24 protein-coding genes are annotated in these 25,096 nt (G+C 71.0%); 5 read left to right on the top strand and 19 right to left on the bottom strand.

Features of this window, described 5'->3' with window-relative positions:
• Positions 1-11: 11 nt before the first annotated feature.
• Positions 12-1,220, top strand: coding sequence for an NADH-quinone oxidoreductase subunit D (locus ABZV93_RS07260; RefSeq protein WP_354931845.1), 1,209 nt, complete (start codon positions 12-14; stop codon positions 1,218-1,220).
• A 94-nt stretch (positions 1,221-1,314) separates the two neighbouring features.
• Here the strand turns inward: ABZV93_RS07260 and ABZV93_RS07255 are convergent, their stop codons facing one another.
• From ABZV93_RS07255 to folP, 5 genes are all read right to left on the bottom strand, one after another.
• Entirely contained in the window at positions 1,315-2,349 is a 1,035-nt protein-coding gene (locus ABZV93_RS07255; RefSeq protein ID WP_354931843.1) for a hypothetical protein, read from the bottom strand.
• Positions 2,350-2,489: 140 nt separating this feature from the next.
• The gene (locus ABZV93_RS07250) at positions 2,490-2,978 is read right to left on the bottom strand and encodes a DUF3180 domain-containing protein (protein ID WP_354931840.1); all 489 of its coding nucleotides are present in this window, start codon (positions 2,976-2,978) and stop codon (positions 2,490-2,492) included.
• A 5-nt stretch (positions 2,979-2,983) separates the two neighbouring features.
• Positions 2,984-3,550: a 2-amino-4-hydroxy-6-hydroxymethyldihydropteridine diphosphokinase gene (gene folK, locus ABZV93_RS07245; protein WP_354931837.1), complete on the bottom strand. Its 567-nt coding sequence runs from the start codon at positions 3,548-3,550 to the stop codon at positions 2,984-2,986.
• The gene (folB, locus tag ABZV93_RS07240; protein WP_179790056.1) at positions 3,547-3,909 is read right to left on the bottom strand and encodes a dihydroneopterin aldolase; all 363 of its coding nucleotides are present in this window, start codon (positions 3,907-3,909) and stop codon (positions 3,547-3,549) included. The genes folK and folB overlap by 4 nt, the downstream gene beginning before the upstream one ends.
• 191 nt (positions 3,910-4,100) lie before the next feature.
• On the bottom strand, positions 4,101-4,943 hold the full coding sequence (gene folP / locus ABZV93_RS07235; RefSeq protein WP_354932563.1) for a dihydropteroate synthase: 843 nt from the start codon (positions 4,941-4,943) through the stop codon (positions 4,101-4,103).
• A gap of 242 nt (positions 4,944-5,185) precedes the next feature.
• Here folP and ABZV93_RS07230 point away from each other — a divergent pair, with 242 nt between their 5' ends.
• Both ABZV93_RS07230 and ABZV93_RS07225 read left to right on the top strand, forming a co-directional pair.
• Entirely contained in the window at positions 5,186-6,277 is a 1,092-nt protein-coding gene (locus tag ABZV93_RS07230; RefSeq protein ID WP_354931834.1) for an alpha/beta hydrolase family protein, read from the top strand.
• A 137-nt stretch (positions 6,278-6,414) separates the two neighbouring features.
• Positions 6,415-6,678 (top strand): DUF2795 domain-containing protein, encoded by a 264-nt coding sequence (locus ABZV93_RS07225; protein ID WP_354931831.1) that lies wholly within the window; start codon positions 6,415-6,417, stop codon positions 6,676-6,678.
• Between the two features lie 215 nt (positions 6,679-6,893).
• Here ABZV93_RS07225 and folE read toward each other — a convergent pair whose 3' ends face one another.
• The 6 genes from folE to dacB form a co-directional block, all read right to left on the bottom strand.
• Entirely contained in the window at positions 6,894-7,499 is a 606-nt protein-coding gene (folE, locus tag ABZV93_RS07220; RefSeq protein WP_354931828.1) for a GTP cyclohydrolase I FolE, read from the bottom strand.
• 109 nt (positions 7,500-7,608) lie between these two features.
• Positions 7,609-9,633 (bottom strand): ATP-dependent zinc metalloprotease FtsH, encoded by a 2,025-nt coding sequence (gene ftsH / locus ABZV93_RS07215; protein ID WP_354931825.1) that lies wholly within the window; start codon positions 9,631-9,633, stop codon positions 7,609-7,611.
• A gap of 371 nt (positions 9,634-10,004) precedes the next feature.
• Positions 10,005-10,559, bottom strand: coding sequence for a hypoxanthine phosphoribosyltransferase (gene hpt / locus ABZV93_RS07210; RefSeq protein WP_354931822.1), 555 nt, complete (start codon positions 10,557-10,559; stop codon positions 10,005-10,007).
• A gap of 85 nt (positions 10,560-10,644) precedes the next feature.
• Entirely contained in the window at positions 10,645-11,661 is a 1,017-nt protein-coding gene (tilS, locus tag ABZV93_RS07205; RefSeq protein ID WP_354931820.1) for a tRNA lysidine(34) synthetase TilS, read from the bottom strand.
• Positions 11,662-11,692: 31 nt separating this feature from the next.
• Positions 11,693-12,907, bottom strand: coding sequence for a zinc-dependent metalloprotease (locus tag ABZV93_RS07200; protein WP_354931818.1), 1,215 nt, complete (start codon positions 12,905-12,907; stop codon positions 11,693-11,695).
• Positions 12,908-13,061: 154 nt separating this feature from the next.
• Positions 13,062-14,864, bottom strand: coding sequence for a D-alanyl-D-alanine carboxypeptidase/D-alanyl-D-alanine-endopeptidase (gene dacB / locus ABZV93_RS07195; RefSeq protein ID WP_354931815.1), 1,803 nt, complete (start codon positions 14,862-14,864; stop codon positions 13,062-13,064).
• Between the two features lie 335 nt (positions 14,865-15,199).
• On the opposite strand from dacB, the gene ABZV93_RS07190 reads away from it, so the two are divergent.
• Entirely contained in the window at positions 15,200-15,691 is a 492-nt protein-coding gene (locus tag ABZV93_RS07190) for an inorganic diphosphatase (protein ID WP_354931812.1), read from the top strand.
• Between the two features lie 111 nt (positions 15,692-15,802).
• Here ABZV93_RS07190 and ABZV93_RS07185 read toward each other — a convergent pair whose 3' ends face one another.
• The 3 genes from ABZV93_RS07185 to ABZV93_RS07175 all read right to left on the bottom strand — a co-directional run bounded on the left by ABZV93_RS07185 (position 15,803) and on the right by ABZV93_RS07175 (position 19,150).
• A complete protein-coding gene (locus ABZV93_RS07185; protein WP_354931809.1) occupies positions 15,803-16,681 on the bottom strand; it encodes an SAM-dependent chlorinase/fluorinase in 879 nt (292 codons plus the stop codon).
• A 21-nt stretch (positions 16,682-16,702) separates the two neighbouring features.
• Positions 16,703-18,004, bottom strand: coding sequence for a C40 family peptidase (locus tag ABZV93_RS07180; RefSeq protein ID WP_354931806.1), 1,302 nt, complete (start codon positions 18,002-18,004; stop codon positions 16,703-16,705).
• 354 nt (positions 18,005-18,358) lie between these two features.
• On the bottom strand, positions 18,359-19,150 hold the full coding sequence (locus ABZV93_RS07175) for a phytanoyl-CoA dioxygenase family protein (protein WP_354931803.1): 792 nt from the start codon (positions 19,148-19,150) through the stop codon (positions 18,359-18,361).
• A 354-nt stretch (positions 19,151-19,504) separates the two neighbouring features.
• Here ABZV93_RS07175 and ABZV93_RS07170 point away from each other — a divergent pair, with 354 nt between their 5' ends.
• Positions 19,505-20,752 (top strand): GNAT family N-acetyltransferase, encoded by a 1,248-nt coding sequence (locus tag ABZV93_RS07170; protein ID WP_354931800.1) that lies wholly within the window; start codon positions 19,505-19,507, stop codon positions 20,750-20,752.
• Between the two features lie 100 nt (positions 20,753-20,852).
• Here ABZV93_RS07170 and ABZV93_RS07165 read toward each other — a convergent pair whose 3' ends face one another.
• From ABZV93_RS07165 to ABZV93_RS07145, 5 genes are all read right to left on the bottom strand, one after another.
• Positions 20,853-20,990, bottom strand: a complete 138-nt coding sequence (locus ABZV93_RS07165) for a hypothetical protein (protein WP_354931797.1) — start codon at positions 20,988-20,990, stop codon at positions 20,853-20,855.
• 306 nt (positions 20,991-21,296) lie between these two features.
• A complete protein-coding gene (gene ctaD, locus ABZV93_RS07160; RefSeq protein WP_354931794.1) occupies positions 21,297-22,985 on the bottom strand; it encodes a cytochrome c oxidase subunit I in 1,689 nt (562 codons plus the stop codon).
• Between the two features lie 157 nt (positions 22,986-23,142).
• Complete coding sequence (locus ABZV93_RS07155; protein ID WP_354931791.1) at positions 23,143-23,589, bottom strand: DUF1707 domain-containing protein; 447 nt, start codon at positions 23,587-23,589, stop codon at positions 23,143-23,145.
• 98 nt (positions 23,590-23,687) lie between these two features.
• A complete protein-coding gene (locus tag ABZV93_RS07150; protein ID WP_354931788.1) occupies positions 23,688-24,470 on the bottom strand; it encodes a vitamin K epoxide reductase family protein in 783 nt (260 codons plus the stop codon).
• A gap of 124 nt (positions 24,471-24,594) precedes the next feature.
• The gene (locus tag ABZV93_RS07145) at positions 24,595-25,029 is read right to left on the bottom strand and encodes an SRPBCC family protein (protein WP_354931785.1); all 435 of its coding nucleotides are present in this window, start codon (positions 25,027-25,029) and stop codon (positions 24,595-24,597) included.
• Positions 25,030-25,096 lie beyond the last annotated feature (67 nt).

Raw genomic sequence — 25,096 nt, 5'->3', positions numbered from 1 at the left:
GCATGGGCCACGTGACGACCGAACGGATCGTGAGCCTCGGTGCGGGAGCCGCCGGCCTGTCCGGTGGGACGGAACGCTACGAGCGGGGCGGCGGTGACGAGCTCGCCACCCAGGACATGATCCTCAACATCGGCCCCCAGCACCCGGCCACCCACGGCGTGCTGCGGCTGCGGATCACCCTCGACGGCGAGCGGATCGTCACCTGCGAACCCGTCGTCGGCTACATGCACCGGGGCGCGGAGAAGCTGTTCGAGGTACGCGACTACCGCCAGATCATCATGCTCGCCAACCGGCACGACTGGCTGTCGGCGTTCGCCAACGAACTCGGCGTGGTCCTCGCCGTCGAGCGGATGACCGGCATCGAGGTTCCGGTCCGCGCGGTGTGGGCGCGCACCCTGCTCGCCGAGCTCAACCGTGTCCTGAACCACCTGATGTTCCTCGGCAGCTATCCGCTGGAGGTCGGTGCGATCACGCCGATCTTCTACGCGTTCAGCGAGCGGGAGACCCTGCAGCAGGTGATGGAGGAGATCTCCGGCGGCCGGATGCACTACATGTTCAACCGGGTCGGCGGCCTGAAGGAGGACCTGCCCGCGGGCTGGCTGGACCGGGTGGACGCCGCCGTCGACGCGGTGGCCCGCCGGCTGCCCGACCTCGAGGGGCTGATCTTCGGCAACGAGATCTTCCGGGCCCGCACCCGGGGGGTCGGCGTCCTGTCGGCGGACCTGGTGCACTCGTACGGCGTCTCCGGACCGATCGCCCGGGCCAGCGGCGTCGACTTCGACCTGCGCCGGGACGAGCCCTACCTCGCCTACGGCGAACTCTTCGGGCCGGACGGCCCCGGCCGGGTGGTCACCCGCACCGAGGGCGACTCGTTCGCCAGGTTCGACGTGCTGCGAGAGCAGATCCACGTCTCCCTCGACCTGGCGCGGGCCTGCGTGGAGCGGCTGCGCTCACTGCCGCCCGGGCCGGTCAACGTGCGGCTGCCGAAGATCCTCAAGGCGCCGGAGGGACAGACGTACGCCTGGACCGAGAGCCCGCTCGGCCTGAACGGCTACTACCTCGTGTCCCGCGGGGAGAAGACGCCGTGGCGGCTGAAGCTGCGCTCGGCGTCGTTCAACAACATGGCCGTCCTGCCCGAACTCGTACCCGGCTGCGTCGTCGCCGACCTGGTGGCGATCCTGGGGTCGCTGTTCTTCGTGGTCGGCGACATCGACAAGTAGCTCTGCAGATCGCCGGATCGGCACGACCCCTGGACGGAGAACGGGCCGGCCGAGAGGTGACTCGGCCGGCCCGTTGCTCTTGGCGTACGAAGCGTCAGGCGCCCCTGCGCTCCCGGGTGGGAGTCTCCGTGCGGGCGTCGACCTCGACGGCCTTCGCCGCCGCACCGTCGGCGGGCCGGCTGCCCTTGTCGTCCCGGGCGGCGCCCTGCTTGGCGTCCGCGGTCGTGCCCTGTGCCTTCTGCTGGGCGGCGCGCTCTTCCTCTGCGATCCGGGCGCGCACCTCCCAGGCCTTCAGGTTGACGACCGTGGGGGCTTCGGTCCCCTTCCACAGCTCCGGAGCCGCCGTCTTCTTGTCCACGGCGTGCGTGGCCGCGTCGGCGGGCTCGTCAGCCTTCGCCGCCGGCTTGTCCATCTGCTCGGACTCCTCGTCGGCCTTCGAGGCCTTCTCGACAGGCTTCGCCTTCGCGTCGGCCTTGGCCGTCGGCTCCGCCTTCTCCTCGGCCTTCGCGGCCACCTTCTGAGGCGGCTGCGCGGAGGTGGCCTTCTCCTCGGCCTTCGCTGCCGGCTTCACCTCGGCAGCCTGGTCCTTCTTCGCGGGCTCCGCCTTCTTCGCGGGCTCGGCCTTGTCTGCGGAAGCCTCGGGCCGGGCACCGGCGAGGGTGTCCCACTCCACCTGGTTTCCGCTGCCGGAAGCGCGCCGCTGCGCGCGCACGGGCGTCGCCGTGCGCGCCGCCGGGGTGGCCTGCGCGGCCTTCCCGGTCGGCTCGGCCTGCGGCGTGGTGGCGGTCTCGTCGCCCGCGGACTTCGCTGGGACCTCGAGTTGCTGGCGGTTGTTGGCGAGGGTGAAGCCCTGCGCCATGACCCGGACGTGCGCGGCGTACATCGCGGCGTAGGAGCGCGCCTGCGCGGCCCGGTCGGCGCCGTGCGCGCGCCGGGCACGTAGTAGTTCGACGTCATAGACGGCCACCGCGACGACTCCGGACACGAGCGTGGTGATGGCAGCACCTGCCAGCAGCGCCGGAGCGCCCTGGGTGAGAGCGAACAACACCAGTGCGGCGCTCAGCACCAGCACTGGAGTCGCCACCCACCTGGCGAGATGACGTACGCGGTGATCCCCCTGACGTGGCATGGGAGGAGGCTACGGTTTGTGGCCGAGGATGTGTGGCATATCCGGCATTTACCGAGTGTCGGCTACCTTACGTCACGGCGCTGACACGATATCGGGACGAAACCGGCACCACAGCGACCCACGGCGCATGGTCCCGCACCTCAGTCGTGGTGGCTGTTCCCGCCGCGCCGCGCGGCGCGCTCCTCCTGGTCGGGGTCCTCCGGCACCTTGCAGGCGCGTTCGAGCAGCAGACCACCGACCATGACGGCCACCGCGGCGACGACGGTCACCGCCGCCCGGATCACCCGGATGCGGAGGTCGGGGATGTCGGCGCTGGGAAGGAACCGGATCGCGATCCCGGCGTAGACGCCGGTGGCGAGCGCTCCCACCAGCGCGCTGGCCTTGGCCAGGGCGAGCAACCGGACGGCGGTCAGCCCGTCGACCGAGCGGTTCTTGCGGTGGACCCGGTCGTACATGTACCACGCGCCGAGCAGCAGCAGCGCGGCGAAGAACGCCAGCCCGCCGGGCGCGGACCAGGGTGTCCGCCCGACCGTCTGCCCCGTCGCCTGCAGGATGGCGACGCCGCTCCAGGCGACCGCACCACCGATCAGGATCAGGGCGACCAGTACTGCTGGCCGCGTCGTACGCACCGGTCTCACTCGATACGGAGCTCGAGGCCGTCCACGCGCGTGATCGTCGTGGTGTCGACCTGGCCGGCGAGGTCACCGACCCGCCCCTGGCCGGGAATCACACCGTCGGCGTCGACCGACGCCCACGGAAGGACCACGAACGCACGCTCGTGTGCACGGGGGTGCGGGAGCACGAAGTCGTCCTCCTCGATCACCTTGTCGCCGACCACCACCAGGTCGACGTCGAGGGTGCGGGGAGCGCCCGGCTCGGTGCGGACCCGGCCGAACGCGTCCTCGATCGCCAGCGCCCGCTCCAGCAGGGTGCGGGCGTGCAGCGTCGAGTCGACCACCACCACGGCGTTCAGGAAGTCCGGCGAGCCCTCGGGGCCGCCGACGGCCGAACTCTCGTAGACCGGCGACACCCCGACGATCTCGACGTCCGGGGTGTCGGCCACCGCGTTCAGGGCACCCTGCAGATTGGCCACCCGGTCGCCCAGGTTGCTGCCCAGCGCGACGACGACCCGCCGGATCGGGCGGAACCCACCGGTCAACGTGTCGGCGTCGATGATGTGCGGGTTGGGGGTCTCGTTCACGTACGGCTCCGGTGGATGGTCACGGCGACGTCGTCGAGCGAAAGCCCGACCGGCGCCTCGGGCTTGTGCAGGGTGACCTCGACATGCTCGACCCGGGGGTGGTCGAGGCACAGGTCGGCGACGCGTTGCGCCACCGTCTCGATGAGATCAACGGGTTGCCTGCCCACGGCGTCGGCGACCTGCGTCGCCAGCAGTGAGTAGTCGAGCGTCTGGGACAGGTCGTCGGCCAGGGCCGCCGGCCGGGTGTCGACACCGAGTGCCACGTCGACCACGAAGGTCTGGCCCTGTGCGCGTTCTTCCGGGTGGACACCGTGGTGGCCGAAGACGCGGAGCCCACGCAGGGTGATCAGATCAGCCACTATGTCCTCCTCCCGGTCGAAACATCCCTGGCCAGACAGTACCGGCGCGCCCTGTCATAACGACAACCCGAGGGGCCTGTTTGTTTCGTCCGGCGTACGGCTCGCAGCGAGACGGAGAAACGATCGTCACGATGTTCACCACCCGCTTACGGCCTGGTCACAGCGTGTTCGCGGACGTCGCCCTGGGGTGATCACGTGCGGGTTTCCGGTCGTTCGCCGCCGGCGTCGTCCGGCGTCGAGGCCGCACCCCAGGCGGCGGCCACCTTGACGCCGTCCAGAGTTGGCCGGACGGCATGGGACCTGACGCACCACGCACCGGCCGCCGCCGCCAGCACCGCGACCGCCGCGCTGGCGTCGTCGCGGTCGACGGTGCGCCGCCGCTGCCCGGTCGCCGGGTCGGCCAGCAGGTTGCCGAGGAACGTCTTCCGGGAGGCCGCGACCAGCACCGGGCGGCCGAGCGAGGCCAGCCGGTCGAAGCCGGCCAGCAGGGTCCAGTTGTGCTCACCGGTCTTGGCGAACCCCAGGCCCGGGTCGATCGCCAGCAGCTCCGGCGCGATCCCGGCGGCCTCGGCGGCAGCCAGCCGGTCGCCCAGCTCGGTGACGACCGACTCCACCACGTCGTCGTAAGTAGCGTGCTGCTGCATCTGCGCCGAGTGCGCCCGCCAGTGCATGCAGATGTACGGGATTCCCGCGGCCGCGACGAAGGGCAGCATCCGCGGGTCGGCCAGGCCGCCGGACACGTCGTTGACCATCACCGCACCGGCCTCGACCGTCTCCTGGGCGACCCGGGAGCGCATCGTGTCGACCGAGACCAGCGCACCGGCGCCGGCCAGCGCCCGGACGACCGGCAGGACCCGGGCCAGCTCCTCCTCCTCCGAGGGCCGGTCGGCGCCGGGACGGGTCGACTCACCGCCCACGTCGAGCAGGTCGGCGCCTTCGGCCATCAGCTCATGGCCGTGGGCGATCGCCTTGTCGGGCTCCAGCCACCGGCCGCCGTCGGAGAACGAGTCCGGGGTGACGTTGAGCACTCCCATCACCAGCGCGCGGCGGGGCTGGGGCAGGCCAGGGAGGTACGCAGTGGGTACACCGCTCACCCGCACGACCTCACCTCACTTCGTCTCGTGGCGCCCGGCGCCGGTTGGCCAACGTCGGCGGCAGACCTTGACGCACAGTCAGCCCACCACGACCTTCAGCGCGACGCCAAGTCCGAACCAGCCCGAAGACCAGCCCGAAGACCCAGCCCGAGACAGCCACCCCGAATCAGGGAGGTCACCGGATGTCCTTCGACCCCACCAGATCCGCGGCGCAGAGCGGCGTCGCCCGCGCGGCGATCGTAGAGCCTCGCTCCGACATTCGTCGCGTCGCCGTCCTAGTCCTCGCGTTCCTCCTCGCCCTGTCCGCCCTGGTCACCGGGGCGCAGCCGGCCCGGGCGGCCCGATCGGCCGCGCCGGGCCCTGCCTTCGAGCCGACCTCCGCGGGGACGGCCGCCGCCACCGGGGGCGCCCGGGTCGTCGACGAGGAACAGGTCGCGCCCCGCCAGGTCGACCTGACGATCGACTCACCCGCGCTCGGTACCACCGCCAAGGTCCGGCTGCTGACCCCGGACGGCTGGGAGCATCGGCGGCCGGGCCGGCATTGGCCGGTGCTCTACCTGCTGCACGGATGCTGCGGCGACTACACGAGCTGGACCGCGCTCACCGACGTGGCCGCCATCCCCGCGCTGCGGAACGTCCTCGTGGTGATGCCCGAGGCGGGCAACGTCGGCTTCTACAGCGACTGGTACAACGCCGGGCAGGCCGGTCCGCCCGCCTGGGAGCGGTTCCACCTGACCGAGGTACTCCGGATCGTCGAACGCGACTACGGTGCCGGCCACCGCCGGGTGGTCGCCGGGCTGTCGATGGGCGGCTTCGGCGCGTTGTCGTACGCCGGCCGGCACCAAGGGATGTTCCGCGCGGCCGCGTCCTACAGCGGCGTCGTCGACACCCGCCACACGCCCGGCGCGACGCAGTTCCTCCTTGATCTGGTCGGCGGGTACGTGGACGACCCGTTGAGGCTGTGGGGCGACCCGCAGGACCAGGCGAGCGTGTGGGCCGCGCACAACCCGGTGGACCTGGTGCGGCAACTGCGGCGAATCCCGGTGTATCTCTCCTGCGGCAACGGCCAGGCGGGGCCGTTCGACCCACCGGGGAGCACGAGCGCGTTCGAGACACTCTTCGAGTCGGAGAATCGCGTTCTGGCCGACCGGCTCCGGCAGGCCGGGGCACGCCGGCTGGAGACCCACTTCTACGGGCCCGGAACCCACAGCTGGCCTTACTGGCAACGCGAACTCCACCGCTCGTTGCCCATGCTGCTCGACGCCCTGCGCTGAGCGCCGGAGCAGCGGCGTGGGTTTGCCGGGGAAGGACCCGAAGGCCGAGGACCTTTGGTACGTTGACCGTGGGTGAGGGATGGGTCACAGCTCGAAAGGGCGGCGGAGATTCCGGCCGCCCACGTGAAAGGAGAGTCATGAGCCCCGCCACCGCCGACGTCACCGTCTCCCCCATGGCCGACGTCGCGCCCGCCGAGCCCGTCACCCGGGTCGAGATCCTGGAGATCCTCGACGACGCGTTCGCGACCGGCCCCGCCTCCCGAGGCCAGCTCGTCCAGGCCGCACGTGCCCAGGGCGCCCGGCGCGAGGTCGTCTCACTGCTGGAGCAGATCCCCGACCGGTCCTACATCCACCAGCGCCAGCTGTGGGTGCACATGCCGCACGTCCCGGTCGGGTTGTAGGGCGAGGTCGCCTGCCCCGACGCACCATCCGAATCCCTCCGCGCGGTACGGCAGCAGTTCGCATCCCGCTGCCGAAGCACGACGGCGCCGGCGGCTCTCCCTGCCAGGAGGGCCGCCGGCGTCGTTCCAGGTCGGCCGCGACCGTCCCGGGATCTGCCGAGGCGGGTCCCGCACGAGGTCGACGACCGAACCCTGCTCAGCCGCGGAGTCTCGGCTCAGGCGCCGATGATGAGGCTCATCGCCTCGGCCCGGGTGGTCGGGTCGCGCAGCTGCCCGCGCACCGCCGAGGTCACGGTCTTCGCGCCCGGCTTGCGTACGCCTCGCATGGTCATGCACAGGTGCTCGCACTCGATCACCACGATGACGCCGCGCGGGGACAGGATGCGCATCATGGCCTCGGCCACCTGGGTGGTCAGCCGCTCCTGCACCTGTGGCCGCTTGGCGTACACGTCGACCAGCCGGGCCAGCTTGGACAGGCCGGTGATCTGCCCCTCGGCGTTCGGGATGTAGCCGATGTGGGCGTTGCCGGTGAACGGCACCAGGTGGTGCTCGCACACCGACCACACCTCGATGTCCTTGACCAGCACCATCTCGTCGTGGCCGAGGTCGAAGGTGGTGCTCAGCACCGACTCCGGCGTCATCCGCAGGCCGGCGAACATCTCGGCGTACGCCCGGGCGACCCGGCCCGGGGTGTCGCGCAGGCCCTCGCGGTCGGGGTCCTCCCCCACCGCGAGCAGCAGCTCACGGATGGCCCGCTCGGCTCGGCCGTGGTCGAACGGCGGAACCTCGCCTGCGTCGTGCAGATCTCTCACGTCAGTCACGCGCGTCGCGTCTGCGGTCACGGCAGTCCTGTCGTCGGTCCCTGTGCCTCGTGGATCCCGATGGCCGGTCGTCGGCGGTCGTCGTCGGCCCGGCGACACCGGCCGGGCCTCACGACGGCTCGGCGTGGTCCCCCGGGGTCGGGCGTCCGCCCTGCACGTCCGACTCACCCTCCGGCGACGGCGCGATCACCAGGCCGCCCTCGGGCTGGTTGCCGTTGGGCGACAGCGCCACCTTCGGCGCGTCGACCGGCGGGATGTCGGACGGACGGCGGGTCGGCGATCCGGTCCAGGCGGGCCGGATCGGACGCCGGCGGATCGGCTGGAAGACGGTCTCGATCTCGCCCTTGTCCAGGGTCTCGTGCTCGAACAGCTCCAGCACGAGGTTGTCCAGCACGTCGCGGTTCTCGACCAGGATGTCGAACGCTTCCTGGTGGGCGTTGTCGACCAGGCGGCGGACCTCCTCGTCGACCAGTGCGGCGACCTCTTCGGAGTAGTTGCGCTGGTGGCCGATGTCGCGGCCCAGGAACGGCTCGCCGTTGTTCTCGCCGAACCTGATGGCGCCGAGGCGTTCGGTCATGCCGTACTGCGTGACCATCGCCCGGGCCAGCGCGCTCGCCTTCTCGATGTCGTTGGCGGCGCCGGTCGTCGGGTCGTGGAAGACGAGCTCCTCGGCGGCCCGGCCACCCATCATGTAGGCGAGCTTGTCCAGCATCTCCGACCGGGTGGTGGAGTACTTGTCCTCGTCCGGCAGCACCATGGTGTAGCCCAGCGCCCGGCCGCGGGGAAGGATCGTGACCTTGTGCACCGGGTCGGTCCCCGGCAGCGCCGCCGCCACCAGGGCGTGGCCGCCCTCGTGGTAGGCCGTGATCTTCTTTTCCTTGTCGCTCATCAGGCGGGTGCGCTTCTGCGGTCCGGCGATCACCCGGTCGATCGCCTCGTCGAGCGCGTCGTCGTCGATCAGCTTCTTGTTCTGCCGGGCGGTGAGCAGCGCCGCCTCGTTCAGCACGTTGGCCAGGTCGGCACCGCTGAATCCGGGCGTGCGGCGGGCGACCGCCATCAGGTCGACCTCGGGCTGGACGGGCTTGCCGCGCGCGTGCACCTGGAGGATCTTGTGCCGGCCGAGCAGGTCGGGCGCCTCGACGCTGATCTGCCGGTCGAAGCGGCCGGGGCGCAGCAGCGCCGGGTCGAGGATGTCGGGCCGGTTGGTGGCCGCGATCAGGATGACGCCGCCGCGTACGTCGAAGCCGTCCATCTCGACCAGCAGCTGGTTGAGCGTCTGCTCGCGCTCGTCGTGGCCACCGCCGAGTCCGGCGCCGCGGTGGCGGCCCACCGCGTCGATCTCGTCGATGAAGACGATGGCGGGCGCGTTGGCCTTGGCCTGCTCGAACAGGTCGCGCACCCGGGAGGCACCGACACCGACGAACATCTCCACGAAGTCCGAACCGGAGATGGAGTAGAAGGGGACGCCTGCCTCACCGGCGACCGCGCGGGCCAGCAGCGTCTTACCGGTGCCGGGCTGGCCGTAGAGGAGGACGCCCTTCGGGATCTTCGCTCCCACTGCCTGGAACTTCGCCGGCTCCTGCAGGAACTCCTTGATCTCGCCGAGTTCCTCGATCGCCTCGTCGCAGCCGGCGACGTCGTTGAACGTGGACTTCGGGGTGTCCTTGCTGATCAGCTTGGCCTTGGACTTGCCGAAGTTCATCACTCGGCTGCCGCCGCCCTGGAACTGGTTCATCAGGAACAGGAACAGCAAGGCGATGAGTACGAACGGCAACAGGGTCGACAGCAGCGACCCGAAGAGGCTGGGCTGGGCGATCTCGACGTTGTAGCCGTCGGGCAGCTGCTTTTGGTCCGCCTTCTGCTGGAGCAGCTTCTGCAGCTCGAGGTCCTGGCCGTTCACCCAGGCGGCACGCAGCTTCTTGCCGTCCTTGGTGGTGATCCGGATCTCCTGGTCGGTGCCGCCCACGATGACGGCGGAGGCGACGCGGTTGGACCGGATCTGGTCGACGACCTTGTAGGTGTCCTCGGCCTGGAAACCGCCCGATCGCGAGGCGATCTCACCGACGAACAGGATCGCGATGATGAGTACGGCGATCCAGAAGATCGGCCCGCGGAAGAATCGCTTGACGTCCATACTCCCGGGGCTTTGGGCCCCGTCCCTCCTGCTCATCGTTCCGCATCGCCAGTGGGCGCTGCGGTGCTTCAGAACGACCGTCCCTCGAACGGTGATCGCACCGCTCTTGCCCCACGACGTGAGGAAAGTACGACGGTACACCGGCCGGTCGGCCGACACACCACGGCGTACTTTGGCCCGTCTATCTCAACAGACGCAACGTCGCAGGTCAGCTCGAGTGTTCCCAGCGGCACCCGGTAGTGGCGCGGATCCGGGCGAAACCCCTCGAACCGGCACGCCGTGCGACGCGCCGACCTCGTGCGGTCGTGGCGGCTGCCCCAGTCCAACCCCCTTCGGCGCCTCTCCTACCCGATCCTCACCCGATCGACTGCTCAGTCGGAGTACACGTGCGGCGCGAGCGTGCCGACACAGCGCAGGTTGCGGTATCGCTCGGCGTGGTCCAGGCCGTAGCCGACGACGAACTCGTCGGGAATGTCGAAACCGACATACTTCACCGACACCGCCATCTTGGCCGCCTCCGGCTTGCGCAGAAGGGTACAGATCTCCACCGACGCCGCACCCCGGGACCGCAGATTGGCCACCAGCCAGGACAGCGTGAGCCCGGTGTCGATGATGTCCTCGACGATCAGCACGTTGCGCCCGGTGATGTCGGTGTCGAGGTCCTTGAGGATCCGCACCACACCCGAGGAGCGTGTGCCCGAGCCGTAGGAGGAGTACGCCACCCAGTCCATCTCGGCGTGCCGGGTCAGCGCGCGGGCGAAGTCGGCCATCACCATGACCGCGCCCTTGAGTACGCCGACCAGCAGGAGTTCCTTGCCGGCGTAGTCGCGCTCGACCGCGGCGGCGAGTTCGAGGATCTTGCTCTGGATTTCCTCCTCGGTGAGGAGGACGGCCTTCAGGTCCTGACTGATGTGCTCGGGGTCCACCGCGCAGCTCCGCATCTCGAACCGGGCATCTGGCGTCAGCGTGCCACACCTGCCCGAGTGCGCCGACCCGTACCCCGCGGCCGCGTCACCGCTCGGGGCGCAGCCGGATCTGTCCGTCACGCCGGGTGACCCGGACGTCGCCGGGCGCCTCGACCCACGCCTGCCCGCGCCAGCCGGTGACCAGGGCGTCGAGCGCGGCGAGGTGGCCCGCGGTGAGGTCGGTGCCGGGACAGCCCGCCGCCAGGGCCGCTCGCCGCAGCACCCGGCGCCGGATCGCCGCCGGCAGCAACGCGAGTGCCTCCACCTCGAGCGTGACCGCACGGCCGTCGTCCGGCGGCCTCGGCGTACGGCACTTGGCGTACGCCTCGTCGGCCCACTCGTCCAGTGCGTCGGCGTCGTCGCGGAGCAGGTCACCGGTGCGGGCCAGGGCGGCGGCGACCCCGGGGCCGAGTTCGCGCTCGAGCACCGGCAGCACGTGGTGCCGGACCCGCGAGCGGGTGTACGCCGGGTCGCTGTTGTGCGGGTCGGACCAGAACCGCAGCCCCTCCGCCGTGCAGGCCGCCTCGGTGGTGGCGCGGGTCAGGCCGAGCAGAGGGCGGCGGTAGCGCCGGTCACCACCCGAAGTCCCGGCGCCGCCGGGCGCCATGGCCGCCAGCGACCGCGTACCCGAGCCGCGGGCCAGGCCGAGCAGCACGGTCTCGGCCTGGTCGTCGAGGGTGTGCCCGAGCAGCACGGCGGTCGCGTCGTGGCGGCCGGCCACCTCGTCCAGCGCGGTGTAGCGGGCCAGCCGGGCGGCCGCCTCGGGTCCGCCGGCCCCGCCGACGCGTACGGTCGCCGTGTCCACCGGTGACAGGCCGAGGCCGCGGAGGAACGCCTCGACCGCGGCGGCACGCTCGGCCGAGCCGGCCTGCAGTCCGTGGTCGACGGTGACCCCGCCGGCCGACCAGCTGGCTCGCGCGGCCTCGAAGGCGGTGGCGGCGGCCAGGGCCGTGGAGTCAGCCCCACCGGAGCACGCCACCAGGACCCGCGAACCTGGCGGCAGGTCGGCGAGTGCCCGGCGAACCGCCAGCCGGACCGACGCGACGGCGGGGTGCGGCCCCATGGGTCTGCTTCTGCTCCGGGTTCGGTGCGGCTCAGTTCGGGAAGCCGTGCACCCGCCGCACCCACGCGTCGGGGTCGGTGATCTCGGCCTTGCTCGGCAGCGCGTCGGGACCGGACCAGACCTGGTTGAAGCCGTCCTGGCCGACCCGGCTGACGACGGTGCGCACGAACGCCGCGCCGTCGCGGTACTGCCGCAGCTTCGCGTCCAGGCCGAGCAGGCGCTTGAGCAGCTGGTCCAGCCAGTTGCCACCGCTCCTGCGGTGCTGGAAGCGGTCGCGGATCGTCGCCACGGACGGGATGACCTCGGGTCCCACGCCGTCCATCACGACGTCGGCGTGGCCCTCCAGCAGGGACATGACGGCCGTGACCCGGTCGAGCACCTCCCGCTGCTCGGGGGTCTGCACGAGGTCGAGGAACGACACGTTCTGGTCGCCGCCGCCGCGGGCCATCCGGCCGACCTGTTCCAGACCCTGCCGCAGCTGGCCGAACACCGCGCTCGGGTCGAGGTCGGTGTGCTCCAGGAACGACCTGATCTGGCCACGCAGATGGTCGCGAAGCCACGGGACGGCGGTGAACTGCACCCGGTGGGTCTCCTCGTGCAGGCACACCCACAGGCGGAAGTCGCGCGGGTCGACCTCGAGCTCGCGTTCGATGTGGGCGACGTTGGGGGCGACCAGCAGCAACCGGCCCACCGGCGGCGCCATCGCCACCTCCGCGGAGTGGCCGTCCGGGCCGCCGCCGGCCACCGGCTCCACGAACGTGCCGATGCCGGCACCGGGCTCCTCCGCGCTGTGCCGCGGCTCGGGGACCGTCGTCGGGACGTCGTCGGACCAGAACGGATCGAACTGCCCGAGCACCTTGCTGGACAGGAACGCCAGCAGGGCGCCGGTCTCCACGCCGGTCACCCGCGAACCGAGGGCGCCCATCGGCGAGTCGGCCCCGCGCCGCTCGGCGAGCTTCTCGGCCAGCGGCTCGAGGATCTGCCGGAACGCGTCGACGTTGGCCTGGGTCCAGCCGGCCCGGTCGACCACGACGACCGGAGCCCGGGCGCCGGTGGCCTGCAGCCCGGTGTAGGCGCGAACGTGCCCCTCGGCCAGCTGGGCGAACTCGCGAAGGTCTGCGACCACCCGTCGCGCCTCGTCGACGCTGACGTCGGGTCCGGGTCGGAGAAGACGGCGTGCGGTCGTGAGAGCGAGGTCCCAGTCGACCATGGAGTCGATGCCGTCAGCTGCCTCGGTTTGACTCATTCCCCCACCGTACGCGCTCCAGCCGACGGTCCAGCGATCGATGCGAAACCTCCGGGCCGTACCAGGGCAGCACCAGGACCAGGGTCAGGGCCGGACCAGGGCAGCTCCAGTGCAGCTCCTTGAGGGTCGTACGGAAACCGCTCCGGGGGTTCGGTCAACGGCAACCACAGGTGGCGAGCTCGGCCGCGAGGTTGTCGATCGCCCCGTGGGCGTCGTATTTGGTGGCCTTGTCCGACATCACGGCGAAGGCCAGCGTGGCGCCGTCCCTGGTGGTCGCCAGGCCGGCCAGCGAGGACACTCCACTCAGCGTGCCGGTCTTGGCCCGGACCAGGCCCACACCGTCCGACCCGCCGAAGCGCCGGGCGAGGCTGCCGGTGAAGCCCGCGATCGGCAGACCGCCGAGGAGCGGGCGCAGCTTCGGGTTCTGCGACCTGGACGCCACCACGAGAACCTCGCTGAGCACGTTCGCGCTGATCCGGTTGTGCCGGGACAGCCCGCTTCCGTCGTACAGGGAAATCGTGTCGGCTCCGGCGACGCCGAGCCGGGTGAGCTCCGCCTTGACAGCCGCGGCCGCCCCGGCGAAGTTCGCCGGCTTGCCCGCGGCCACCGCCACCTGCCGGGCGAGGATCTCCGCGCCGTCGTTGTCGCTGACCAGGAGCACGTGCTCGACGAGGTCGGACAGCGGCGGAGACTGGACCGACGCGACGGTGGCGGCCTTCGCCGGTGCCTTGCCGTGTGCCGGACCGCCGGTGACGGTGATGCCGTTCTTGCTCAGGGCGGCGGCGAACGCGTCACCTGCGGCCACCGCCGGGTCCTTGGCCCGCGGCAGCTGGGAGGGCCAGGACAGCTTGTTCTCGTCCACCCACAGCGCGGAGACCCGGGCCACCACGCCGGTGGGGACGTACTGCGCCTCCCACCTGGGGTTGATCTGCGGTGCGGGGAACAACGAGTCGTCGACGGCCACGCTCACCGAGGTGGTGCCGGCGGCCCGAAGCGCCTTGGCGGTACGGGCGGCCAGGCCGTCCACGGTCGGGGCGTCGCGGAAGCTGTGCGCCGGGTCGACGATCCGGCTCTGCGCGGCGGCGGTCGCGAGGGACGGGTCGCCGCCGCCGACCAGCACGATCTGCCCCGGCTTGGCGCCGCGGACCACCTTCGTGGTGAACCGGTGGTCCGGCCCGAGCAGGCCGAGCGCCGCGGTGCTGGTGAGCAGCTTCGTGGTGGACGCGGGGATGAAACCGGTCGTCGGGTCCTTGCCGTAGAGCAACCGGCCCGTGGTGACGTCCCGGATGGCGACCGAGGTGGGCTGCTTGGCGAGTTCGGGGACGCCGAGCGCGGACTTCAGGGCCGCGGCCAGACCGGCGGCGGTCGGCAGGGTCCGGCCGGGCGGTGGAAGGACGGCCCGGGCGGCCGCCCTGGTGGGTGTCGAGGTCGCCGACGGCGAGGACGAGGAAGTACGACCCGAGCCGGGCGACTGGGCGGTGCCGGTTCCGGGGCCACCCAGGTGGACCGCACCGGTCGCCACCGCGGTGATGCCGGCGACCACCAGCGCGCAGACCACCAGGATCGCCACGCCCACGCCGGTGAGGCGCCGGCTCGGCCCGGGGATGCCGGTCTCGATCAGGGACCTGCCGGTGCCGGAGTGGCCGGTCCCGGAGTGGCCGGTGCCGGAGCTGTCGGTGCCCGGGTCGCCGGCACCTGCGTCCCCGGTACCTGTGCCCCCGGTGGCCGGGTGGAACGGAGCCGCCGGGGTGGATTCACGGTCGCGCCACCGGTCGCCCTGCTGGTCCTGGCCGTCCCGGTCGTCCTGGCCGTCCTCGGCGTCCTCGGCGCGTTCGGCCCGTCGCCGCCGGCGCTCGTCCGCCCACCAGTCGGCGCTCGGGTCGCGCCCGGCGCTGTCCCGCCCGGGCCCTTCCGGTTCGTCACCGCGGGCACGCCTGTCGTCTCTTCGATCCGGCACCTGTCGTCCTCCCCGATCCGCCGGCGGCGGGTGGGTGACTCCTCGGTGCGGCACGGAAACCGTGCGACAGCACCGATGGGGCCGACCCCCGAAAGCCCACCGTCCAGATACCCCGACCTGCCGGGTGACCTTACGTGTTGGACAGCACCGACCTTCCGATGCCTCCCCCGAGCCACCCCGTCCGGCCCCGGCCCGGCCTTCGTCCGGCCCCGCTCGGAGGGGCGATCCGCACCGACCGGGCGTACCTCACCGGGCACCGAACCGCCCTGCCACCGACAAGTCCGCACGTGCGGGACACTGTGCGGGCAGGTCCTCAAAGACGAAAGGCAGGCGTTGTGGACGTCGACGTGACGATCGAGATCCCCAAGGGTCAGCGCAACAAGTACGAGATGGATCACGTGACCGGTCGGATCAGGTTGGACCGGACGCTGTTCACGGCGACGCAGTATCCGGCCGACTACGGGTTCATCGACGACACCCTCGGCCAGGACGGCGACCCGCTCGACGCCCTCGTCCTGTTGCAGGAGCCGACCTTCCCGGGCTGCCTGATCTGTGCCCGTCCGATCGCGATGTTCCGGATGCGCGACGAGAAGGGCCGCGACGACAAGGTTCTGTGCGTCCCGGCCAACGACCCGCGGCTGGCCCACATGCAGGACATCCACGACGTGCCGGAGTTCGACCGGCTGGAGATCCAGCACTTCTTCGAGGTCTACAAGGAACTCGAGCCCGGCAAGTCGGTCGAGGGCGCCACCTGGGTGGGCCGGGCCGAGGCCGAGGAGGAGATCCACGCCTCCATCCAGCGCGCGAAGGACAACGCGGGCCACTGACCTACCGGCCTGGACCACCCGCCGCTGCGCCGTTGATCCTGCCGCGTCCGCAGGTTGTGCCACCGGCTCCGGACGGTGACGTTCGGAGCCGGCCGGGCAAGGGTGGGTCGGTCAGCCTCCCGCCGGCGCGGCGACGGTGACCAGGGACCCGCCGCGCACGCGCAGCCGCGCCGCCGCCGAACCCTCGTTGACCGCCAGGGCGAGCCGCCGGTCGGAGTCCAGGTAGGCGAGGAGTTCACCGGCCGGCACGTCGCCGAACGCCCGGCCGACCCGCGCACGGTCGCGGACCCCGCCGGGCTCACCTGCCTGTCCCGCTCCAGCCGCCTCACCGGTCTGCACCGTCCGAACCGGCGCGGCCGCCACCACGTCAACCCAGCCTTGCACCGCCCAGTCGGCCAGCAGCGCGAGGTCGGCCTCGTCGCCCGCCACCTGCACGTTGCCGTAGTGGTCGACGTACGTCACCTCCGCCGTGAGCGACGCCGCCGTTCTGGTCCGCGCCGGCGCGGGCAACCGCACCAGCGAGCCGGCGTCCACCTGGTCCCCCACCTCACCGAGCGGTCCGCCGCCGGCGAGGAACGCCCCGACCGGCATGAAGACGTCCCGGCCGTGGAAGGTCCGTTCCACCTCCGGCAACCACAACGCCGGGTTGGTGAGGGCGTACGCGTCGGTCACTCCGCCGAGTACGTCGGCGGCAGGTGGCAGCAGGCCGTTGTCCGGGCCGACCAGCATGCTTGTCCCCGCCCGCAGCGCCAACCCCCGGCGGGCCGTGCCGACTCCGGGATCGACGACCGCGACGTAGACCGCCGGCGGCAGGTGCCGGGCGACCCGCGCAAGGACCACCGATCCGTGGCGTACGTCCTGCGGCGGCACGTCGTGAGTGACGTCGAGCACCCTGGCCGCCGGCGCCCGCGTCGCGGCGACCCCGTGGCAGACGGCGGCGAAGCCGTCCCGCGTCCCGTAGTCGGTGAGAAAGGCGATCAGGTCCGGCATGCTCGCCGATTGTGCCGGGGCTCAACGCGGCCGGGCGAATTGGGTGGGCCTGCCCATGTAGAACATCGACTTGACCTCGACGTCGCGGCCCGGGCGCGGCGCCTGCACCATCTTGCCGTTCCCGATGTACATCGCCACGTGGTAGATCGTGTTGGAGTCACCGGGGTTGTTGGCCCAGAACAACAGGTCTCCGGGGCGCAGCTCACCCAGCCTGACCTTCCTCGACTGCCAGTACTGCCCGCGGGCGAAGTGTGGCATCGAGATGCCGGCGTGCTCCCAGGCCCGCATGGTCAGTCCGGAGCAGTCCCAGCTGCCGGGGCCGTCGGCGCCGAAGACGTACGGCTCGCCGATCTGCCTCAGCGCGTACTCCACCGCAAGCTCGCCTTGACGCGAGGACCCGCCGCCCTTGCCCGGCGAGTTTTCTCCGCCGCCCTTACCGCCGCCGCCCCTGCCGCTGTCGTCCTTGCGGTCCTTGCTGCCGCCGTTCCCGCTCCTCTTGCCGTTGTTGCCGTTGTTGCCGTTGTCGTCGGCGCGGCGTGCGCGCTCGGCTCGTACGGCGCGTTGCCGCGCCGCCTCGGCCCGTTGGCGCGCCTGCTCGGCCAGCCCCTCCTGGCGCTTCGTGGCCAGGTCGGTGGAGATCTTCTGCAGTTCGGCCAGCCGGGCGGCCAGGGCGGCCTTCTCCGTCTCGATCGAACCGACGGCACGGGTCTGCGCGGCCAGTGCGGCGATCGCCTGCTGCCTGGCCCTGTCGGCGTCCGCCGCCCGTCTACGGGCCACGTCAGCCGAGGCGGTCGCCTCCTGGGCGAGTACGTGGGAAACCGCCTGACTGGCGCGCAGCCGCTGGTAAGCGTCGTTGGCGGACGTGGACACCATCGACGCGGTCGAGGCGCGGTCCAGCATGGTGCGCGGACCCTCCGCGTCCAGGTAGGCGACGATCTCGGTCAGCCGGCCGTCCTGGCTGTAGTCGGCCACCGCGAGGCGGGCGACGTCCCGCCGGCGTTCCTCGGCCTGGCGACGTGCCCGGTCCGCACGCGCGGCCGCGGCATCGGCCGCGTGGCCGGCTTTCGTCCGACCGTAGACAGCGGTGTCGTACTCCTCGACGGCGGTCTGCGTGGCGACGTCGAGCGCACGCAGCCGGGCGTCGGCGTCGGCGAGCCTGGCCTGGACCTGGCCGACGTCGGCCGCGGCGTCGGCTGCCCGTCCGCGCGCGACCTCCACCTGGTGCCGGCTCGGGATGCTCGGCGGGTCAGCGGGGTCGGCCGCCGCGGGAACGGCGGTGGCCACCACCACCACACCGACCAGCAGGGCGAGAGTTTCCCGCACACCCCGGACCGGCCGTGACGAGCACGGGTCTGACGACTCAGCGTCGGGTGGCTCCACGGCAATCGCCTCCTCGCGGCGAGGACAGCGCCCCCGCCAGAGAACAAACAACACCTGCCGCTCGGAAGGTACCTATCCGAGGGAGGCCGCGAAACGCCTTTGCCCGGTCAAGGTTGGCCAGTCCGGTCAGCGCGGCGAGAAGACGCGGGAAAACGCCCGGATACCGGCGTCACCGGCATTCGGGAATAGGCCGACCTCGCGATCGCAAAGCGACGTTGACAAACGTGCGTACGACAGAATGCGGCGTACGACGAAAACCCAACAGGCACAGGGAAACAGGCCGAATGGGCCAAGCCGTCAACCGGTGGGGCGCGGGAACATCTCCCCGTCCAGCGGTTCCCCTGCGGCCAGACCGAGCGGGTCGGTCACCGGGTGGGGCGCACCGGAAAATTTCGTACCGTCGTCCATGTAGATCGCGACATGCGCCAGCCGTGCCACGTCGGTGCGGTTGGGCGTCGCCATGTGGCCGGTGTAGCTGCAGTGGAACGTGCAGTCGCCCGCCCGCAGCGGGACGGTCACCCGCGGCACCCAGCGAAGCGACGGGTCGAGGTCGAACAGGTCCTCCTCGTTGCGGAGGTTCTGCGGGCGGAACCCGGTGAGTTCCTGCGTGCCGGGCAGAAAGGTCATGCATCCGCGTTCGGGCGGGACGTCGACCAGCGCGATCCAGGCCGACAGCGAGTGGCGGTCGCCGGCGTGCGGCCAGTACGGCCGGTCCTGGTGGAACTCCGTGGCCGCCTCGTTGTGCGGCTCCTTCACCAGCATGTGGTCGTGCCAGATGCGCAACGGAATTCCGGCCAACTGCTCGGCCACCCCCGCCAGCCGCGGGTGCAGGGTGAGCTCGCTCATCGTCGGGTCCTGCCGCCAGACGTTCACCAGTTGGGTGAACACCTGGTCCTTCGCGAGGCTCTCCGCCCGGTGCGCCTCCAGGAAGCGTTCGGCCGCACCGCGGAAGTGCTCGACCTCGGCCCGGTCGAGGACGCCACGCACCCGGACGAAGCCGTCGCGGCGGTACTGCTCGACGAGGGCGGGATCGAGTCGGCCTGAGGTGTCGACGTCACTGCGCCATTCGACTACGCCGCTCGTCGTCATGGGATTGCCGCCCCCTCGTGGGTGGTCGCCGGTGGTCGCGTGCTCGACGTCTGGCGACGATCCTGGCACGAGTACGGGCAGGTGCCACCTGCTCCGGGTTCGCCGGACCGCACTCGGCCAGCCAGTCCTGCATTTCCGGGTCTGTGCGCCCCGGCCGTCGCGCCCCCCTCGGCGCTCCCCGCTCAGGTGCCGACGTTCGTGGGCGGCAGGTCGTTCGACCTCCCGGCCGAGGACGAGGTCGACGGTGCGCTCGACCGTGGCGTGCCCCTGGTTCCGGCGCGCGGTGCGTGACCGGGCCGTCACCGAGGCGGCCCTCTGGGCCTTTGGGGGTGGCGGCCGTTAGTGTCGCCGACTGTGAACACGATCCCGGACCGCGCGGCCGACTCCGCCACCACGATCCGCCGGGTGAGCGGCAAGGAGCTGCTCACCACCGCCCACCCGCTGTGGGCGTACGCCTTCTCGAGCTCGCCGGTCCCCGACGAGCAGGTCGAGCGCCAGCGGGCCGAGCTGGAATCCGGTGAGGAGGACGACTCCCGGGTCAACCTGGTCGCGTTCGGCGGCGACGAGGCCGAAGCGGTCGTCGGTGGCATCTCGATGCGGCACAACGTCCGCGGCACGGTGTTCCCGATGGTCGGGATCAGCGGGGTGGCGACCCACCCGAAGGCACGCCGGCGCGGCCACGTCCGCACCCTGCTCACGCAGATGCACGAGGAGATGCGCGACAGCGGGCACGTGCTGAGCACGCTCTACCCGTTCCGGCAGTCGTTCTACGAGCGCTTCGGCTACGTCGGCTTCCCCAAGGCGCGCCACATCCGCCTGGAGGCCCGCGGCCTGGAGCGGATGCTGCGCGTCGAGGTGCCCGGCGAGCTGAGCGTCCACCGCATCGGCGAGGTCTTCGACGACTACTACGCACTGCTGGAGACACTCCTTCGCGAGCAGCACGGCTTCTCGATCTTCACCCGGGCCGGCACCGTCGACGTGGCGAAGGAGAACAAGCACTGGATCGCGATCGCCCGCCACCAGGGCGAGGTCGTCGGCGCCCTGCTCTACCGCACCAACGGGTTCGGCAACGAGCTCCAGGGCCGGCAGCTGCTCACCCGGAGCCCGGTCGGGCGCACGCTCCTGCTGCAGTGGCTGGCCCGCCACCACGACCAGTACAGCTCGTTCACGTTCGAGTTGCCGCCGGACCAGCGCCCCGACCTGTGGTACGTCGACCTCGCCTACGACGACGAGACGAAGGTCGCCGGCCCCAACCACAGCGCGCCGATGGGCCGGGTCCTGTCGGTGCCCGGACTGGCCGGAATCGCGACCGGCAGCGCGCGGGCAACGGTCGAGGTGGTGGACGACCCGTTCGTGGGCGGCACCTGGACGCTCGACGGCCACGGTGGGGTGCTCGAGGTCACCTCCGGCGGAGTGTCGGGTGGCAACGGCTCCGGAGGCACCGCCCGGCTGACCTCGCACGGGCTGGCCGCGCTGGTCTACGGCGTCATCGACCCGGCCGAGCTGACGTTGCAGGGCTACGGCACCGTCGACGCCGGCGTCGCCCAGGCGCTGCGCACGTTGTTCCCCCCGGCCGCGCCGTACCTCTTCTCCGGATTCTGATCCCGCCCGGCCCCGGTTCTCCGCGGCCCTGACAGCAGCGAGCAGCGCCCGGGCCGAAAACCCGGGCGCTGCTCGTCTGTCGAACCGGACGCGGCCGAAGTCAGCCGACCCCGGCACCGCCCTTGCTGGCGAGGTACATCTCGAACGCCTCGCGCGCGAGCTGGGACACGGTCTTGCCGTCCCGCGCCGCCTGCTCCTCGGCCATCGCCCGAAGAGCCGGCGGAGCACGGAACGTCACCTGTGGCGAGCGTCCCTGCCCACCAAGCGACGGCCGGCCCCGGCCCCTTGCACTCTCGGGCTCCACGCGCGGCGCCGGAATGTGCCCGGCACCGTACTCGCCCCGTTCCTCGGATACGAGCCTTACACCGGTACCCACGTCCAACGTGGAATTCTCGGTCATCCCGACCCTCCTCCTTCGCAGGTCATCGGAAAATGTGTGATGCACGGGGAAGTGATCACATCCTCCGATCGAAACGCCGAGCACCTGCGGCCTCGCCCCCCGACAAGGGCGCGTACGCCGGCAAACTTCGTCCCGTTCGGATTCTCAGGGTGTTGTTGCGGGGGTGTTGTCCTCGATCTCCAATCTCGCGATCTCGGGATGATGCAGATCAAAGGCCGGACTGTCGGACCGGATCCGGGGCATGGAGGTGAAGTTGTGGCGCGGCGCGGGTGAGGCCGTCGCCCACTCCAGCGAGCGACCCCAGCCCCAGGGGTCGTCCAGCTCCACTTTCGGGTGGTTGCGCGAGACGATCACGTTGAGAAGGAACGGCAACGTGGAAAGGCCGAGCAGGAAGGCGCCGATCGTGGACACGGTGTTGAGGGTGGTGAACCCGTCCTCCTGGTGGTAGTCCACGTAACGCCGCGGCATTCCTTCCACGCCGAGCCAGTGCTGCACCATGAACGTCAACTGGAACCCGACGAACAACGTCCAGAAATGGATCTTGCCCAGTCGCTCGTCGAGCATCCGGCCGGTCATCTTCGGCCACCAGAAGTAGAAGCCGCCGAACATCGCGAACACCACGGTCCCGAAGACGACGTAGTGGAAGTGCGCCACCACGAAGTAGGTGTCGGTGACGTGGAAGTCCAGCGGGGGCGAGGCGAGGATCACGCCGGTGAGCCCGCCGAAGAGGAACGTCACCAGGAAGCCGATCGACCACAGCATCGGCGTCTCGAAGGTCACCGACCCCCGCCACATCGTGCCGATCCAGTTGAAGAACTTCACCCCGGTCGGCACCGCGATGAAGAACGTCATCAACGAGAAGAACGGCAGTTCGACGCTGCCTGTGGCGAACATGTGATGGGCCCATACCGCCATCGACAGCGCCGCGATGCCCGTCGTGGCGGCCACCATCCCGACGTACCCGAACAGCGGTTTGCGGCTGAACACCGGAATGATCTCGGTGATGATCCCGAAGAACGGCAGCGCGATGATGTAGACCTCGGGATGGCCGAAGAACCAGAACAGGTGCTGCCACAGCAGTGGCCCGTACGACGAAGCGTCATAGACCTTCGCGTCCAGCCTGCGGTCGGCCTCCAGCATCAGCAGCGCACCGGCGAGCACCGGGAAGGCAATGATGGCCATGATGCTGGTGAAGAGGACGTTCCAGGTGAAGATCGGCATCCGGAACATCGTCATGCCCGGTGCGCGCAGGCAAATGATCGTGGTGATGAAGTTGACCCCGCCGAGGATCGTGCCCAGCCCGGCGAGGTAGAGGCCCATCACCCACAGGTCGCCACCGAACGTCGGGGAGTACTCCGGTCCGCTCAGCGTGGTGTACGCCGTCCAGCCGAAGGCCGCCGCGCCGTCCGGGTCGGCGAACGACGACAGGACGATCAGCCCGCCGAACAGGAACATCCAGTAGCTCAGCATGTTCATCCGCGGGAACGCGACGTCCGGCGCACCGATCTGCAACGGCATGATGACGTTCGCAAAGCCGACGAACAACGGAGTTGCGAACAACAACAACATTGCGGTGCCGTGGAAGGTGAAGAACTGGTTGTAGAGAAGCGCGCCGCCGTCACCGCGAAAGACCTGCTGTCCCGGGCGGGCGAGTTCCGCGCGCATGAACATCGCCATCACGCCGGCGATGAGGAAGAAGCCGAACGACGTGACGAGATACAGCTTGCCGATGACTTTGTGGTCGGTCGACGTCAGCCAACGGACGACGAGTGTTCCGATCCTGCGGCGTACCACCGGCTCAGGCCGCGACACACCCCGCACTTGAGTAGCCATCAAGTCCCCCGGACTGCGATCCACCAAGGATCGTTGCCCGGGCCACAAAAACGAAACTCGGGCCGGAGAACCGATTCTGAGGCACCGCGAGACACCGACCGCGTACGACCGCTATTCGAAGAGTTCTCTCACCCGTGCGGATTCGGCGAGAACGCTCTCATGGTCGATTTTCGCGGCGGGCCCGGTCGTTTCGCCGACGGGCGTGAATTGCCACGCTCACCCAGAGCCAGACCAGCGGAAAGATCGGCCAGGGATGCCCGTGCTGCCCCTGGCTGGCGACCCACTGCCCGAGCATGGCGGCCGACAGCAGCACCACGATGAGGGTGTGGATCAACAGGCCGGGATCGCCCCACCGGCGACTGTCGGGCGCCGTCCCCCGCCTGGCCGGGGATGGCGTCTGTTCCGAAACCGCCGGAGTCGCCGGGGGCAGGTCACTGACCAGGGCCGCCAGCTCGTGGCGGTACTTGCTGGCGAACACACCGGTGAGCCGCTCGTCGGACTCCTCCAGCGTCAACCGGCCCTCGGCGGTGGCCTCCTGGATCCGCCGCGCCACCTCGTCGCGCTCGCGGTCCGAAGCCCTCATCGGCTGCTGCTCGGTGCTCATGCCTCATAGTCGCTCGCACACGGGGTAGCGGCAATCGCCCATGCGGACGACTCCTGCCTACGCCGTAGGGCGTACCGGTCCGACCCCGGGCCGGCCGATCAGAGCAGGGTGCTCCAGTAGGACCAGAACCGGCTGCCGATCAGCACCACGATCATCACGATCCACGCGGTGAGGATCGTCGCGTGGTAGCGGGTCAGCACGCCCGCGATCTTCCGGCCGGCGTCGCCGACGGGCAGGTGGCCGCGGTCGAGGTTGTGCAGCGTGGTGTAGAGGAACGTCGGGATGGTCACCAGCCACACCACGACGCAGTACGGGCAGACAGCGCCGATCCGGTAGAGCGTCTGGTACATCAGCCAGTGCACGAAGATCACCCCGAGCACCGTGCCGGCCTGCAGCCCCAGCCAGAACCACCGGCGGAAGGTCGCCCCCGCGAACAACGCGGCGCCGATGGTGAGCACCACCGCGAACCCGGCCACGCCGAGCAGCGGGTTCGGGAACCCGAACGCGGCGGCCTGCCCGGTCTTCATCACCGAACCACAGGAGATGATCGGGTTGAGATTGCAGCTCGGGACGTACTCCGGGTTGATCAGCAGCTCGACCTTCTCGACCATCAGCACGAACGCCGCGGCCAGGCCGACGGCACCGCCGATCACGTACAGCAGCGGCAGCAGCCGGGGGAAGGGTCCCTCCGACCCCGGCGCGCTCGACCAGGCCCGCGGGCGGGCCGCGGCGAGATCGTCGTCCAAGTCGTCCAGGTCGTCCAAGTCGTCCGGCTCGTCGTCGTCGAGGTCGTCCAGGCCCTCGAGCTCGTCATCGCCCGGATCGCTCTGGTTGACGGCGTTCGTCGGGGCGGCGGGCGGATCGGTCGGCGAGTGCGGCATGTGAGCCCCCGGGTGTTCGGCGTTCAGCGTCGTCTATCTTCCAGCGGCGACCTGAGCCGACCGCGACCGGGTTCGGCCAGGCCGCGTCCGGCGCCCGGCGTTCCCGACCCGGCTCGGCGTCCTCTCAGCGCTCGGCGAGCCGGGCCAGCCGCCCCAGCGCGTATCCGAAGAACGCCGTGGACACCCGCCCGAGGCCCGCGAACACGGCTTCCCCGACCGCCCCGCCGGGCGCGGAGAGGTCCTCCCGCCAGGTGAAGCGGCACCGGTCCGCCGAGAGGGGCTCGATCTCGAAGGTCCCGCTCCCCCGCAGCACCCGCCCGTCGTGCCGGACCACGCAGCGGCCCGGCGGCACCCAGTCGACGACCTCCATCGGGTCGGCCACGGCGGCCCGCCCGACACCGGTGACCGCCTCCAACCGGGTGCCGGCTCCCTCGCGGGGGCCGGGCAGCACCCGGACCTTCGTGAGGGGCATCCACTCGCCCTGGCGTTCCCAGTCGACCAGCAGGTCCCAGACCCGCCGCGCCGGCGCGGCGATCTCCCGCGACACGCTGATGTCCACTCCGCGACCCTACCGACCGCGGTCACCGACCGGCGTACGCCGGCACCGCTCGGTGACCCGCCCGTGC

This window comes from Actinopolymorpha sp. NPDC004070 (assembly GCF_040610475.1).
In the GTDB taxonomy this organism is placed as follows: domain Bacteria; phylum Actinomycetota; class Actinomycetes; order Propionibacteriales; family Actinopolymorphaceae; genus Actinopolymorpha.
Note: the sequence above shows the minus strand (reverse complement) of the source record. Positions and strands in the feature narration are given on the sequence as shown.

Coding starts and splice junctions, on each gene's coding strand:
- ABZV93_RS07200 (WP_354931818.1), bottom strand. CDS start 12,907: ATGAGTCAAACCGAGGCAGCTGACGGCATCGACTCCATGGTCGACTGG.
- ctaD (WP_354931794.1), bottom strand. CDS start 22,985: ATGGCTACTCAAGTGCGGGGTGTGTCGCGGCCTGAGCCGGTGGTACGC.
- tilS (WP_354931820.1), bottom strand. CDS start 11,661: ATGGGGCCGCACCCCGCCGTCGCGTCGGTCCGGCTGGCGGTTCGCCGG.
- ftsH (WP_354931825.1), bottom strand. CDS start 9,633: ATGGACGTCAAGCGATTCTTCCGCGGGCCGATCTTCTGGATCGCCGTA.
- ABZV93_RS07175 (WP_354931803.1), bottom strand. CDS start 19,150: ATGACGACGAGCGGCGTAGTCGAATGGCGCAGTGACGTCGACACCTCA.
- ABZV93_RS07150 (WP_354931788.1), bottom strand. CDS start 24,470: ATGCCGCACTCGCCGACCGATCCGCCCGCCGCCCCGACGAACGCCGTC.
- ABZV93_RS07185 (WP_354931809.1), bottom strand. CDS start 16,681: ATGCCGGACCTGATCGCCTTTCTCACCGACTACGGGACGCGGGACGGC.
- ABZV93_RS07255 (WP_354931843.1), bottom strand. CDS start 2,349: ATGCCACGTCAGGGGGATCACCGCGTACGTCATCTCGCCAGGTGGGTG.
- folP (WP_354932563.1), bottom strand. CDS start 4,943: ATGGGAGTGCTCAACGTCACCCCGGACTCGTTCTCCGACGGCGGCCGG.
- ABZV93_RS07225 (WP_354931831.1), top strand. CDS start 6,415: ATGAGCCCCGCCACCGCCGACGTCACCGTCTCCCCCATGGCCGACGTC.
- ABZV93_RS07155 (WP_354931791.1), bottom strand. CDS start 23,589: ATGAGCACCGAGCAGCAGCCGATGAGGGCTTCGGACCGCGAGCGCGAC.
- ABZV93_RS07230 (WP_354931834.1), top strand. CDS start 5,186: ATGTCCTTCGACCCCACCAGATCCGCGGCGCAGAGCGGCGTCGCCCGC.